The sequence below is a fragment of the Centipeda artemidis DSM 19719 genome (genome assembly GCF_000426665.1).
Taxonomy (GTDB): Bacteria; Bacillota; Negativicutes; order Selenomonadales; family Selenomonadaceae; genus Centipeda; species Centipeda artemidis.
The window spans coordinates 58,430-73,641 of record NZ_AUFU01000006.1 but is presented as its reverse complement, the minus strand read 5'-3'; the positions used below and the strand labels follow the sequence as shown (position 1 = coordinate 73,641).

At 55.3% G+C, this 15,212-nt stretch carries 10 protein-coding genes; 9 read left to right on the top strand and 1 reads right to left on the bottom strand.

The genetic code is table 11. The features are described from left to right. Positions 1–25 precede the first annotated feature (25 nt). Positions 26–2,089 (top strand): TonB-dependent receptor plug domain-containing protein, encoded by a 2,064-nt coding sequence (locus K341_RS0104840; RefSeq protein ID WP_026762044.1) that lies wholly within the window; start codon positions 26–28, stop codon positions 2,087–2,089. Here K341_RS0104840 and K341_RS0104835 read toward each other — a convergent pair. Continuing rightward, complete coding sequence (locus K341_RS0104835) at positions 2,086–3,186, bottom strand: A/G-specific adenine glycosylase (RefSeq protein ID WP_009350362.1); 1,101 nt, start codon at positions 3,184–3,186, stop codon at positions 2,086–2,088. The two genes, K341_RS0104840 and K341_RS0104835, sit on opposite strands and share 4 nt — an antisense overlap. A gap of 190 nt (positions 3,187–3,376) precedes the next feature. Between K341_RS0104835 and K341_RS0104830 the strand changes: the two genes are divergently transcribed. The 8 genes from K341_RS0104830 to K341_RS0104795 all read left to right on the top strand — a co-directional run bounded on the left by K341_RS0104830 (position 3,377) and on the right by K341_RS0104795 (position 15,164). After that, positions 3,377–5,506 carry a glycosyltransferase gene (locus K341_RS0104830; RefSeq protein ID WP_026762043.1) on the top strand — a complete coding sequence of 710 codons (2,130 nt, stop codon included), beginning with the start codon at positions 3,377–3,379 and terminating at the stop codon, positions 5,504–5,506. Between the two features lie 39 nt (positions 5,507–5,545). After that, positions 5,546–7,693 carry a glycosyltransferase gene (locus K341_RS0104825; RefSeq protein ID WP_026762042.1) on the top strand — a complete coding sequence of 716 codons (2,148 nt, stop codon included), beginning with the start codon at positions 5,546–5,548 and terminating at the stop codon, positions 7,691–7,693. Between the two features lie 43 nt (positions 7,694–7,736). Then, positions 7,737–8,516 (top strand): glucose-1-phosphate cytidylyltransferase, encoded by a 780-nt coding sequence (rfbF, locus tag K341_RS0104820; protein WP_009350359.1) that lies wholly within the window; start codon positions 7,737–7,739, stop codon positions 8,514–8,516. Further along, on the top strand, positions 8,513–9,592 hold the full coding sequence (rfbG, locus tag K341_RS0104815; protein ID WP_037349450.1) for a CDP-glucose 4,6-dehydratase: 1,080 nt from the start codon (positions 8,513–8,515) through the stop codon (positions 9,590–9,592). The genes rfbF and rfbG overlap by 4 nt, the downstream gene beginning before the upstream one ends. Next, positions 9,589–10,917: a lipopolysaccharide biosynthesis protein RfbH gene (gene rfbH / locus K341_RS0104810; protein ID WP_026762040.1), complete on the top strand. Its 1,329-nt coding sequence runs from the start codon at positions 9,589–9,591 to the stop codon at positions 10,915–10,917. Before rfbG ends, rfbH begins: the two co-directional genes overlap by 4 nt. Before the next feature lie 62 nt (positions 10,918–10,979). Further along, positions 10,980–12,578 (top strand): aldolase catalytic domain-containing protein, encoded by a 1,599-nt coding sequence (locus K341_RS0104805; RefSeq protein WP_026762039.1) that lies wholly within the window; start codon positions 10,980–10,982, stop codon positions 12,576–12,578. A 12-nt stretch (positions 12,579–12,590) separates the two neighbouring features. Further along, the gene (locus K341_RS0104800; RefSeq protein ID WP_026762038.1) at positions 12,591–13,322 is read left to right on the top strand and encodes an SDR family NAD(P)-dependent oxidoreductase; all 732 of its coding nucleotides are present in this window, start codon (positions 12,591–12,593) and stop codon (positions 13,320–13,322) included. A gap of 27 nt (positions 13,323–13,349) precedes the next feature. Continuing rightward, positions 13,350–15,164 carry a thiamine pyrophosphate-binding protein gene (locus K341_RS0104795; protein WP_026762037.1) on the top strand — a complete coding sequence of 605 codons (1,815 nt, stop codon included), beginning with the start codon at positions 13,350–13,352 and terminating at the stop codon, positions 15,162–15,164. Positions 15,165–15,212: the final 48 nt, after the last annotated feature.

The following is a 15,212-nucleotide window of genomic DNA, read 5'->3' as shown; positions in this document are numbered from 1 at the left end:
ATAACAGAAAAGAGGTGTTCTCCTTATGAGGAGTTTTCATGTAAGGCATCACCGAACGGCCTTGACCGCTGCTGTTTTAGGCGCATTGACGGCGGCGTCGTTTCATTCGGTACAGGCGGCTGCCGCAGACCGGGAGATGCCCGTCTATACGCTCGATGATGTTGTTGTCACGGCATCGCGTACAGAGCAGAGTGTGAAAGAAGCCCCCGCTTCGGTTGAGATCGTGACGCGTGAGGATATCGACCGCCTCGGTGCGGAGACGTTGGCACAGGCACTTGCGCTCACCGTCGGGCTGGATGTGACGGAAAACGGCATGGTCGGGAATCAGGCGGCGCTGCGCGGCATGAGTACCAATCAGACGCTGATCCTCATCGACGGACGGCGCATACGCACGGAGGATACGAGCCAGACGGCGAATTACTATGAGCTGCAGCGTATCAATATGGACGATGTGGAGCGCATTGAGATCGTCCGCGGTTCGGTCAGCTCTCTGTACGGCTCGGAGGCACTGGGCGGCGTCATTAATATCATCCGCAAACATCCTGAGAAAAAACAGGTCGGCGTTTCCGCCGATTGGACGAGCCGGCAAAAGGACGGCGGCGTATCCGTCGACTTCGGCAAGACGGGGAAATGGGCATGGCGCACGAGTTTCAAGGTGAGTGATATCCGCGAACGCGGTGCGGAAACGGCCTCCAATCAATATGGGAGAAAATACTATTTCAACCTAGACGGACGGATGGATATTGCGCAGCGTAAGCATTTGGATTTCTTCTTCGACTACATGAACGAAGATCTGGATCAGAAGTCCGAGGCCGTGACGCAGACGGGCGGCAACTACAGATCCAATCCGGGAACCGTGGACTATAATCATAAACGGTATTCGACAGGGCTGCGCTATGCGGGGGAGGATCGCAGGGGCGCCTACGAGATGCAGGTCTACTATACGCTCTTTGATAAAAAACAAGAGACACATCTGCGATCAAACGGCATACTCTCGGACTTTGACGACATGGTCTTCCGATCTTATATCGCGGACGGAAAACGCACCTGGAACGTCGGTGCGGATCATAAACTCACGTTTGGCGGGGAGTACCGGAAGGAGGAGTACGAGAGTACACGTATCGATGTGGGCGGCGGGCATATCGTCACGAGGAACGGTATTTCGAAAACTGAGTCGAAGGCAGACCTTGATTACGCCGCGCTGTATCTGCAGGATGAATGGCGCGCGAACAAGCGCCTTTACATCGTGCCGTCCGTGCGTTGGGATCACAATAATAAATTCGGCAATAAGGTAACGGCACAGCTCGGGACGACCTACCGGATCAGTGACCGCAGCCGTGTCAAGATGAATGTCGGATCGGCGTACCGCGCGCCCACGGCGAGCGAACTCTATATGCATTGGGATCATGTGCCCGCAGTTGCGCGCATAAGGTCGTGGCTCGTGCCAACGCAGGTACATATCGACGGGAACCCGAACCTGAAGCCCGAGAAGGCGGTGAACTTCGACCTCAGCTTCGAAGCGGAAGGAAAACGCAGCTCGGGGAAAATAACCTACTTCCACAATAAGGTGGATGATCTGATCAATCTCAATACCATAAGCAGGACGATTATGTCGTCCACACCGCCGCCGCCGCATCCGATCGCAATACGCAACATCGGACATTATGAAAATGTCGATAAGGCGACGCTGCAGGGGATTGAGTTTGAAGGCAGGCAGCGCCTTGGCGATCAATTTACGCTGCGGTCCACCTATACCTATCTCGATGCCAAGAACGATATGACGGGGGATCGGCTGACCGGACGAGCGCGGCACAAACTCTCGCTGCAGCTCATTTACGATGACTTTAAGCACGGGTGGAGCGGCGTCCTCTGGAACGACTGGATGAGTGATTACTACTATGCGGAGGGGCGCGGCAACGCTGCGGTGAAGAAGAATACCTCCGCGACGGTGCTCAACCTGGTCATCAACAAGAAGATCAACGATCACTTGAGTGCCTACTTCGGCGTGAACAATCTGCTCAACGAGGAAAATACGACGCTCTATTATGACGGACGCATTTGGCGCGGCGGGATCAACATGACCTTCTAACGCGGCGTAAAGTACCCGAACGCTGCGGGGATGCTGTAAGTATCGGCGAGATCCGCGCGGCGCACCCAGAGGAGGGCGGAGGGGGCATCGTCCTCGGCGGCGCAGAGCGGCGCGTCGTTCGTCTCTTCGACATAGACTTCCCAGCCCGTGAGGTTCCACTCAATATGCGTGAACACGTGGCATGCGGGCGGGAGCGGGGCGATGGAGCGGACGGCGAAGCCCGCCGCGGCGAGGTGTTCGAGCACCTTGCGCTTGCCCCATTTTCCTTCGAGATTCGGATATTCCCAAAGACCCGCGAGGAGTCCCCTTGCGGGTCTTTTTCGTATGGCACAGCGATCGCCGCAGCGCAGGAGGAGGACGGTGCGATGCTCTTTGCGCCGCGCCTTCAGTGCGCTCTTCACCGGATAGTCAAGTTCCGTACCCCGGTCGTGGGCAAGGCAAAGACGCACGGCGGGACAGGCGTGGCAGAGCGGCGCACCGTTCGGCAGGCAGACGGTCGCGCCGAGATCCATGAACGCTTCGTTGAGCAACCCGGCGTCTTTTCCGGTCGGATAGCAAGGGCGGAGCGACTCCTCAAGGGCGCGTTTACTCGCGTCCTTTGCGATGTCGATGGAATTTGCCGTCACGCGCGCGGCGACGCGGAGGAAGTTGCCGTCGACCGCGGGGCATGGGCGACCGTAGGCAAATGATGAGATTGCGCTCGCGGTATACCGCCCGATGCCCGGGAGCGCAAGGAGCGCATCAAAATCGTCGGGGAGGTCGCCGCCGTGTTTTTCGACAATCGCCTGTGCCGCGCGCTTGAGGTTGCGCGCGCGGCTGTAGTAGCCGAGTCCCTGCCAGAGCTTCATCAGCGCATCGTCGTCCACGTCCGCGAGATCCCGGACGGTCGGCAGGGCGGCAAGGAAGCGCAGATAGTAGCCGCGTACGACGCTCGCGCGCGTCTGCTGGAGCATGATCTCCGAGATCCACACATGGTACGGCGCCGGCTCGTCGCGCCACGGCAGATCGCGTGTGTCGGGCGCAGATCGCCGCCAGGTCAACAGTGTATCACAGAGGTCGGGGAAGACGGCGCTCCCCTCCCAAGGCTGTATCTTCATTCGTTTAACTCTCCTTTTCGGTTATTTTAGCACAGGGGAATGAAAAATGTTAGGGAGCGCTGCTTTATGCATACAAAAATCTCGGTGCGGCAGGGGATCGAGACTATTTAGAGAATATATACAATATGCATTTTCGTTGTGTTGGGATGTCGTAGGCATCAATTTGTAAGGGATGGGAGAAGCCGCGGGGATGAATGAAAAAGGGATCGCAATTCTCGTATGGAAACGGAATGAAGAACATTACGCGAACTGCATCGAGGGATTAAGAAATTTACAGTATCCTACGGGCTGTGAGGTTCAGGTATATACGCTCACGGAGCAGGATGTCTTTACAAAACAGTGCAACAGCGTCCTGGCGGAGACGGATGCAAAGTATAAGATCTATCTGAGCGACGAGATGCGCATCGCCGCGCCGACCTTTGTGCAGGACATGCTGAATATATTTGCAGACACTTCGATCGGCATGATCGGTTTTTTTGGGAGTGCAGAGATGCCCCTAAGCGCGAATATCATGGACGCTCCGCACAAATACGGCAGTGTGCTCATGCCGGTAAGCGGCGCGCTCGAGGAGATGAGATTCGGAGAAGGAACGGCGGAAGCTGTTGCGGATGTTCGGGCGATACTGCCGTCGCTTTTTGTCACGCAGTATGATGTCCCGTGGGACGCAAACTATACCGGACAGTATTATGCCGTGCAGGCACAGTGCCGGAATTTTACGCGGCGCGGCTATCGTGTTGTCGTGCCGATCGTAGAGACGCCGTTTTGCGGTTATCAATCGGAGGAAATTTCCTTTGAGATCGGCGGAGCGGATCGGGATCGCTTCTTTTCCGCCAATACTTCCGCGGCGGACGCTGCGGAAAAGGCTTTGCTCTATGCCTGCGGCGAAGGATCCTCCGTGCCGGGATGGAGAAACTTTTCTCATCCCGAGGGGATTGCAGTCGGGGCGCACACGCGGATTCACGAGACGGCAATTTGCGGGCTGAGCGAGGACAATTACGACGGTACGCCGCGTATCGTCATCGGGGACAACTGCCAAATCGGCGCGTATTCCATCATCACGGCGGCACAGCATATCGCTATAGAAAATTTTGTACATATTAGCGAAAACGTCCATATCTCCGATACGATATGTAAGCACCGGCATCTGTGCAGCTTTCTCAAAATGCAGGAGAGCGCTGACGACACGAGCGAAATATGCATCGGGCGAGCAACGCGCATCGAAGAGAACGTCTCTATTCGCGGCAACGTACATATCGGGCGCGGCTGTCTCATCCGAGCGAACACTGTTGTACGGTCGGATATCCCGGATTACTGCGTCGCAGAGGGGAATCCCGCGCGCATTGTCGAGGCGTTCTCCGCGAAAACGGGAACATGGCAAAGCGCGGCGAATGAAGAAGAGCTGTGCGCACTCTTCAGGGAGCGGAAAGAGACGCGCCCGATCCTGACCTATGGGATTATCACCTACAACCGCAGTAAATACCTAAGAAAATCTCTCAAGAGTGTCTTGGATCAAGTCGGCAGCGACGAGCTCGTCGAGGTACTCGTGTCGGATAACTGCTCTGAGGACGATACGAAAGAGGTTGTACAGGAGTTTCAAAAGAAGTACAAGAATCTGCGGTATCACTGCAACGAGACGAACGTCGGGGCAGAGGGGAACATCCATGCGGCGCTGAGGCACAGCAAAGGAGAATATGTCGTTGTGGCGGGCGATGACGATTACCAAGCAGACGGCAGCCTGTATATTCTGCTCACACATATATATGCGCATCGCGATTGCGCGCTCTTTTATATGGCAAATAAAGAAGGCGAGTTTGGCACCTATGAGGGGCAGGGATATTTGGATGTTCTTGAAAAAATGAGCTTTTACATTACATGGATTACCGGTGTAGTAATTAAAAAAGATGTATATATGTCCATTTCCAACCCGGAGAAGTTCAATGACTCGCGTATTCCGCAAGTATATATCCAAATGGAAATGCTTAAGAGGAATCCAAAATTCTCTATTGTTTATGGTTCGCTATTCGTGTTGAATCAAGAAGGGCATCTGCCGAGAGGATACAATCTCGCGGAAGTATTTATCAAAAATTACTTTAATATATTGGCGGCGACAGTAGAGATTCCCCCTGCCCGCCTGTCGAGAGAGAAGCAGCGAGTGATGGAAGAGATGATCTATCCCTGGTGTTGGAGAATCAAAAATCAAGGAGTAGAGTTATCTCTCGACGGAATATTTGACATCGTTGCCGAGTACTATGGCAAAGAACCATATTATGATGAAGTTGTTGAAAAACTGAAAGAGATCGTAGGGACATCAGAATCATAAAAAATTGTGCGGCATTTTGTCTGTCGGGGAGCGCATGTTATGAATGAAAAAGGGATCGCAATTCTCGTATGGAAACGGAATGAAGAACATTACGCGAACTGCATCGAGGGATTAAGAAATTTACAGTATCCTGCGGGCTGTGAGGTTCAGGTATATACGCTCACGGAGCAGGATGTCTTTACAAAACAGTGCAACAGCGTCTTAGCAGAGACAGATGCAAAGTATAAGATCTATCTGAGCGACGAAATACTCATCACAGCGCCGACCTTTGTACAGGATATGCTCAATATATTTGCAGACCGCACGATCGGCATGATCGGTTTTTTTGGGAGTGCAGAGATGCCCCTAAGCGCGAATATCATGGATGCCCCGCACAAATACGGCAGCGTGTTCATGCCGGCGGACGGCGCGCTCGAGGAGATGAGGTTCGGAGAAGGTACTGCGGATGCTGTTGCAGATGTTCGGGCGATCCTGCCGTCGCTCTTTGTCACGCAGAACGATCTCCCGTGGGACGCGGACTATACGGGGCAGTATTATGCCGTGCAGGCACAGTGCCGGAATTTTACGCGGCACGGTTATCGCGTCGTCGTGCCGATGCAGGGGACGCCGTTTTGCGCTTATCGATCGGCAGAGATTTCCTTTGAGACCGAGGCGGCGGATCGAGAACACTTCTTTGCCGTCTGTGCGCCTTATGCCGATCCTGCGGAGTGCGATGCGGAGAAGCATTTACTCTATGCCTGCGGAGAAGATTCAGCTGTGCCGGGATGGGAAAATTTTTCTCATCCCGAGGGGATTTCGATCGGGGCGCATACGCAGATTCACGAGACGGTTATTTGCGGACTTGCAGAGGACAATTACGACGGTACGCCGCGTGTCGTCATCGGGGACAACTGCAGTATCGGTGCGTATTCCGTGATCACGGCAACAAGGCGCATTGAAATAGAAAATTTCGTTCATATTAGTGAAGCCGTCCATATCTCCGATAGTATATTTAGACACCGGCATTTGTGCAGCTTCCTTGAAATGCAGGAAAGCACCGACGACATAAGCGAAGTGATCATCGGACGAGCGACGCGCATCGAAGAGAACGTCTCGATCCGCGGGAACGTGCATATCGGGCGCGGTTGTCTTGTCCGTGCGAACAGCATTGTGCGATCGGATATACCGGATTACTGCCTCGCGGAGGGAAACCCTGCGCGTGTTATCGAGGCATTCTCCGCAAAAACGGGAACATGGCAAAGCGTGGCGGATGAGGAAGAACTGCGCGCGCTGCTGCGAGAGCGGAAAGAAACGCGTCCGATCCTCACCTACGGAATCATCACCTACAACCGCAGCAAGTATCTGAAGAAATCGCTGAAAAGCGTACTGGAGCAAGTCGGCAACGACGAGCTCGTCGAGGTACTCGTGTCGGATAACTGCTCTGAGGACGATACGAAAGAGGTTGTACAGGAGTTTCAAAAGAAGTACAAGAATCTGCGGTATCACTGCAACGAGACGAACGTCGGGGCAGAGGGGAACATCCATGCGGCGCTGAGGCACAGCAAAGGAGAATACGTCGTTACAGCGGGCGACGACGACTATCTTGCGGACGGAATGTTGTATCTTGTGATCGACTATATCAGCCGGCACCGCGATATGGGAATCATTTTTATGACAAACCGCACCGATGAACTGTTTTTGCCCGCCTGCGAGGGGGCAGGATATGCGGACTATATACTGCGGGTGGGATGCTACATGACGTGGATCACTTGCATTGTAATGAATAAAGATGCATACCTATCTATTCAAGATCCGCAGCGATATAATTATACGCATATTCCTCAAGTGTATCTTCAGATGGAAATTCTCAAGAGAAAACCAAGGTATGCGATCCTTAGGGGGGCATTTCTTGCAAGCGGAGGCGGAGATCATCCGGCTTCAGGGTTTAACTTTATGGAGGTTTTCGTCAAGAATTACTTTGATATTTTGGCGGCGACAGTGGAGCTGCCGCCGGAGATTTTGGCATCGGATAAGAAATGCTTGATCGAGGAACTTGTAATTCCGTGGTGTGAGCATATTACCAAAACGCACATTGACTTATCTTTTGACGACTGGGATAAGATCCTTGCGGAATATTATGGACAGGAACCATATTACGATCGAATTGTCTCTGAAATGAAGGCAATATTGGATCCCGCCGGTTCATAAACATAATATTGGTATTGCCGTTGTTTGAGAAGGAGGAGCGCGCTTGAAGGCTGTCATCTTAGCGGGTGGGTACGGCACGAGGATCACCGAGGAATCACAGTACCGCCCGAAGCCGATGGTGGAGATCGGCGGTATGCCCGTCATATGGCATATCATGAAGGGCTATTCGGCGTACGGTATTCACGATTTCATCATCTGCGCAGGCTATAAGCAGTACATGTTCAAGGAGTGGTTCAACAACTACTTCCTCTACACAAGCGATGTGACCTTCGACATGACCCACGGACAGCAGGTGATCCTGCATGAGCAGCACTCGGAACCATGGCGCGTGACGGTCGTCGATACGGGCGACGGCACGATGACCGGGGGGCGCATCAACCGCGTCCGGCGCTATGTCGGCAACGAGCCGTTCTGTATGACCTACGGGGACGGCGTTTGCGATGTCGACATCGGAAAACTTCTTGCGTTTCACCGCACGCATGGGAAAATCGCGACGCTCACCGCCGTTTGGCAGGAAGAGTCAAAGGGCGTCCTGAACATCGGCGGAGACAACGCGGTGCGCTCCTTCCGTGAAAAGTCCCAGCAGGACAGTGCGCCGATCAACGCGGGGTTCATGGTGTTTGAGCCGCAGATCTTTGAGTATCTGGGCGGAGACGACTGCGTACTGGAGCAGGAACCGCTGTGCCGGCTGGCGGAGGAAGGGGAACTTATGAGCTATCAGCACCGCGGTTTTTGGCAGTGCATGGATACACTGCGAGAAAAACTCGAGCTGGAGGAACTCTGGAAGAGCGGTCATGCGCCGTGGAAGGTGTGGGAAGATTGAAGGTAAGTCCTGATTTTTATCGTGGGAAACGCGTCCTCGTTACGGGGCATACCGGTTTTAAGGGGATGTGGCTTTCGCTCCTCTTGCAGTCGCTTGGCGCCGAGGTGACGGGCTTTTCGCTGCCGACACCGACGGAGGAAGGCGGCAAGGTACTAAAAGCCGCCGGGATTACCACGGGGATGAAAAGCATTACGGGCGATATACGAGATCTTGACGCGCTCCAAAGGACGTTCGAGATCGCCCGCCCGGAGATCGTCGTTCATCTCGCGGCACAGCCGATCGTCCTCGAAAGTTATCGCGATCCCGTCGGGACATACGCCGCGAACGTCATGGGGACGGTACATGTCCTGGAGTGCGTGCGCCGGACGCCGTGTGTCCGCTCTCTCGTGAACGTCACAACGGATAAGGTGTATCAAAATAACGAATGGATGTGGGGCTATCGGGAAAACGAGCGGCTCGATGGCTTTGACCCGTATTCGAACAGCAAGAGCTGTGCGGAACTCGTGACGGCGAGCTATCGGCGGAGTTTCTTCGCGGACGGTCGGTGCGCCGTATCCACGGCGCGCGCGGGCAACGTGATCGGCGGCGGCGACTTCGCAGAGCATCGTATTATTCCGGATGCCGTCCGTGCGGCATATGAGGGGGTGCCCATACGAGTGCGCCGGCCGCATTCGACGCGCCCCTATCAGCATGTCCTTGAACCCCTATATGCCTATCTCCTGATCGCACAGGTGCAGTATAAGGACGGCTCGTATGCGGACGCCTACAATGTTGGCCCCGACGATGCCGACTGCGTGACGACGGGGGCGCTCATGAATCTCTTTTGCCGTCTGTGGGGCGCGGGACAGGTATGGGAAGATGCGAGCACGGAGGGACCGCACGAGGCGCAGTTCCTGAGACTAGACTGCGCGAAGATGCGAAATACGTTTGATTGGCTGCCGCGTTGGCATATCGATACGGCGGTAGAAAAGACGATCGCATGGGCGAAGGCATGGCGGCGCGGCGCGGACATCAGCGCCCTCATGCGCGCACAGATAGAGGAGTTTCTCTCCGCAGACAGAGAGGGCGCAGAATGACACAGCAGGAACTGCACGACAGGATCATCGCACTCACGAAGGAATACTGCGATACTTATCACAGGAAGCGTACGGAATTTCATGAGGGGGATCGGATTCCCTACGCTTCGCGCGTCTACGATCACGAGGAGATGTGCAATCTCGTGGACAGCGCGCTCGAGTTTTGGCTGACGGCGGGGCGGTATGCCGCCGCGTTTGAAAAGGACTTCGCCGCGTATCTCGGCGTGAAATACGTCTCGCTCGTGAGCTCCGGCTCGTCGGCAAATCTCGCGGCGTTCATGGCACTCACCTCGCCTCTGCTCGGAGATCGGCGCGTGCGGCGCGGCGACGAGGTCATTACCGTCGCGGCGGGCTTCCCGACGACGGTCGCACCGATGGTGCAGTACGGCGTCGTCCCCGTATTTGTCGATGTGACGATCCCGCAGTACAATATCGACGTGACGATGTTGGAGAAGGCACGTTCGGAGCGGACGAAGGCGGTGATGGTCGCGCATACCCTTGGGAATCCGTTTGACCTCACAGCGGTGCGCGATTTTTGCAGGCGGCATGATCTGTGGCTCGTGGAGGACAACTGCGACGCGCTGGGATCGACCTATACGATCGACGGCGCGAAGCGGTTTACGGGGACGATCGGCGACATCGGCACGTCGAGTTTTTATCCGCCGCATCACATGACGATGGGCGAGGGCGGCGCGGTCTATACGAACAATCCGAAGCTGCACAAGATCGTGCGCTCTTTCCGCGACTGGGGGCGCGACTGCGTATGTCCGCCGGGGCACGACGATTTCTGCGGGCGGCGGTTCGAGGGGCGGCACGGCGATCTGCCGTACGGGTACGATCATAAATACGTCTACTCGCACTTCGGCTACAATTTGCAGGCGACGGATATGCAGGCGGCAGTCGGCTGTGCGCAGCTGAGGAAGCTCCCCTTGTTCACGGAACGCCGCCGTCGGAATTTTGACCGCATGACGGCGGGGCTTCGGGATATTGCGGACAGGCTCATTCTGCCGGAGCCGTGCCCCGGGGCAAAACCGAGCTGGTTCGGCTTCCTGCTCACATGTAGGAAAGGCGTTGACCGTAAAGCCGTGGTGCAATACGTCGAGGAACACGGCGTGCAGACACGGATGCTCTTTGCCGGGAATCTCACGAAGCACCCGTGCTTTGACGAGATGCGCGCGTCGGGCGAAGGCTATCGCATCGTCGGGACGCTCGCGAACACCGACCGCATCATGAACGACACCTTTTGGGTCGGCCTCTACCCCGGGATGACGGACGAAAAGATCGACTACATGGCGCGCATCATCAAAGAGGCGGTTCGTCAATAGAATAATATAGCGAGGGACTTGCCTTTATCATATGTGGCGGCACAGAAAAGGAGCGTATGACGATGGGACGACGTGAACTGCTGGACTGCACGCTGCGCGACGGCGGCTATGTCAACGACTGGGCATTCGGTCATGACCGGATCATCGAGATTTTTGAACGTCTCGTTAGTTCCGGGGTCGAGTATATCGAAATCGGATTTCTTGACGCGCGGCGTCCCTTCGATATGAACCGCAGCATCATGCCGGATACGGCGGCGGCAAACCGGATCTTCGCCGGCGTCGATAAGGGAGATGCGGTTGTGCTCGGCATGATCGACTACGGCACATGCGGGATCGAGCATCTTCAGCCTGCGGGCGAGACCTTCATCGACGGTATCCGCGTCATCTTCAAAGAGCATCTCATGTATGAAGCGCTGGATTTCTGCGCCGAAGTGCAGGCGCTTGGGTACAAGGTGTTCGCGCAGATGGTGTCCGTGACGACCTATACGGATGAAAAACTCAGAGAATACGCAGCGGCGGTTAATAAGATAAAACCCTATGCAACGTCGATGGTGGACACCTACGGACTGCTCGATGAGGAGCAGCTCATGCACATCTTCTCGATTTTGGATGCACACGTCGATCCCGGCATCAAAATCGGTTTTCACGCACACAACAATTTCCAGCTCGGCTTTGCCAACACAAAGACGCTTCTCGCCTCGGACAGTTCGCGCAACCTCCTCGCGGACGGCACGATCTACGGCATGGGCAAGAGCGCGGGCAACGCACCGCTCGAGCTCCTCATGATGTATATGAACACGCACTGCGGCGGGCATTACGATACGGCACAGGTACTCGAGACCATCGACACCGTCATCTATGACATCTATCAAAAGCAGAGCTGGGGCTACAATATGTTCTTTTACATTGCCTCATCGACGCATTGTCACCCGAACTATGTCTCGTATCTCATGAATAAAAAGACCCTCTCGGTCAAACAGATTATCGAGATCCTCGGCACACTCCCGCAGGACAAGCAGCTCATGTACGACGCCAAGTTTATTGAGGAGCGTTACCTCGCGTATCAGAGCATCGCCTGCGATGATGCGGCGGATGTGCGTCGACTGAGGAAACTGTTCAAGGGGCGCAGCGTGCTCCTGCTCGGTCCCGGCAATACCATACACCGGCAAAAGAGCCGCGTGACGAAGTACATCGCAGAAGAAAATCCTATCGTCGTCTCCGTCAACTATGCGCCGAAGCATATTCCCGTAGACTATGTATTTCTTACGAAGGCAAAGCGATACACACAGCTGCGCAGCGATATGAGCAGCGGCATGAGCGGCACGGCGGAGATCATCGCGACGTCGAACGTGACGAAGGCGCAGAGCGATTTCTCCTATATCCTGCGCTATGACGCGCTCATTGATCCGACGACGGAGATCATCGACAATTCGCTCGTCATGCTGCTGAAGGCGATGATCCGCATCGGCGTGCCGGCAGTCACACTTGCGGGATTCGACGGCTATTCGCGTCGGAGCGACAACTACTTTGACATCAGCCGCGAATACAGCTTCGCCAAGGAAAAGGCAAGCTATCTTAACGACTATGTAAAAAATGTACTGCGTGACCTTCGCGGCAAACTCGAAGTGACGTTTGTGACCGCGTCGCGCTATGAGAAATAAGCGGGGGAGAACATGGGGAAATTACAGGATAAAATAATCCTCATCACGGGAGCAACGTCCGGCATCGGCCGCGCCGCCGCACTTCTCTTTGCCGCCGAGGGAGCGCAGGTCATTGTCGTTGGGCGCAGCAAAGAGCACGGCGACGATGTCGTGCGCCGTATCACTGAGGCGGGGGGGAGCGCTGAGTTCTTCGCCTGCGACATTGCGCGGACGGCGGAGATTCGTGCGCTCGCCGATACCGTAATGGAGCGTTATGGGCGGCTCGACGGCCTCTTTAACAATGCGGGCGTTCTGATTACGCGCAATTTGGAGGAGCTGGACGATGAGGCATGGGAGGAGGTCTACCATACGAATGTGCGCGGCGTGATGAATATGACGAAATACTTCATGCCAATGCTGGAATCTGCACAGGGGGTTATCGTCAATAATGCGTCGATTGATGGTCTGCGTACAGTGGGGAAAAGGTCCTATCTCTATGCAACTTCAAAGGCGGCTATGATTAAATTCACGCAGCTTTGTGCCCTGAACTATGCGGGTAAGGTGCGTGTGAATTGTCTGTGCCCTGGACTTACAGATACCGCACTCCATACGAATCGAGATTTTTCTCGATTCTCTTATATACCGATGGGACGTGTAGGAACGTCTGAAGAGATGGCAAAGGCGGCATTATTTATGATGTCAGATGATTCGACTTATATGACTGGTTCGGTACTGACTGTAGACGGTGGTGCATCTTTGCTATAGAGGTCAGCCTAAAGGAGGGGATTTGCGATGCAGAAAAAAGTATCGGATTATATCGCGGATTTCTTAGCCGCGCGGGAGATTACCCAAATCTTTACTGTTGTCGGCGGCGGAGCGATGCATCTCAACCATTCGTTCGGACATCACGCGCGGCTGCACTGTCTCTACAATCATCATGAACAGGCGTCGGCGATGGCGGCTGAGTGCTATGCGCGCGTGCATGGACAGCTCGCTGTCGTCTGCGTCACGAGTGGTCCCGGGGCTATTAACGCGCTGAACGGTGTGGTCGGCGCCTATCAAGACTCCATTCCGATGCTTGTCATCTCGGGGCAGGCAAAGCGTGACCTCTCAATTCATGGCTGCGGCGGGCAGATTCGCTCCATCGGCGGGCAGGAGGTTGACATCGTGCCCGCCGTGCAGCAGAATATGACGAAGTATGCTGTGATGGTGATGGAGCCGGAGCGCATCCGCTATGAGCTCGAGAAGGCGCTTTACCTTGCACGAGAAGGGCGCCCGGGACCCGCGTGGCTCGATATTCCCCTCGATGTGCAGGGAGCGTTCATTGAAACGGATACGCTCGCAGGCTATGTGCCGCCAGCGGCACCTGCGAAGACGGATGTCACGGAGGCTGCACGGCAGGTGCTCGCACGTCTGAGACAGGCGGAGCGTCCCGTTCTCTATGCCGGCAACGGCATTCGGTGGGCGGGCGGCATGGAACTCTTCCGGCGCCTGTATGGAGCCTTGGATATTCCCGTTGTTACCTGCTGGGACAGCATTGACCTCATCGCAACCGATGACACGCATTACTGCGGACGCGGCGGCAATATGGGCGACCGCGCGGGGAATTTTGCCGTGCAGAACAGCGATTTCCTCCTCTGCATCGGTGCGCGCATGAGCATCTATCAGGTCGGCTGGAACACAGCGACGTGGGCACGCGCGGCGTATGTCGCTATGGTCGATATCGACCCGCTGGAACTCTCTAAACCAATTCTGCGTCTTGATTTGCCCATTTGCACCGATGCCGCAGCCTTTATGGAGGCTTTGCTTGCTGCAGCGGAGGGAGAGCGGTTTACACACACGGCATGGCTCAGTCAATGTGCTGCATGGAAGGCTGCCTACCCCGTTGTGCAGGCGCGGCATAAAGCATCGCAGCACCCCGCCAATGTCTATGCGTTCATCGACTGTCTCAGCCGCCGCCTGCCGGAGCATGCGCTGACCGTTGCCGCCAACGGCTCGGCGAGCGTTGTCGGCAGTCAGTCATACTATATCAATACAGGGAGCCGATTCCTCATGAACTGTGCCATCTCTTCGATGGGCTACGCCTTGCCCGCTGCCATTGGGGCGTGTCTGGCAGGCGGGCACAGGAAGGTGGTCTGCATCGAAGGCGACGGCAGCATCATGATGAATCTGCAGGAGCTGCAGACAATCGTGACGAACCGTCTGCCCATCTGCATCTTTGTCATCAACAACGGCGGATATCATCAGATTCGGCAGACGCAGAACAACGTCTTTCACGACGGGCTCATCGGCGTGGGGCCTGAGAGCGGCGACCTGGGATTCCCGTCGTTTGAAAAAATTGCCGCAGCATTCGGGATATCCTACGCGGCGATTCGCAGTAACGATGAACTACCAGAGACGATTGACCGCGCAGTGCATTCAGAGACATACATCCTCTGCGAGGTGTTCGTATCGACGGAGCAGATATTTGAGCCAAAGTCCGCAACCAAGCGGCTGGCGGACGGGCGTCTCTTCTCACCGCCGCTTGAGGACATGGCGCCATTCCTGCCGCGGGAGGAATTGCAGCGGAATATGTATATTCCGCTTGTGCCGGAGGATGAAGAGTAAAACATTGTAATAGACGCCTAAAATAAATGATGTATTTCATTGGGGAGT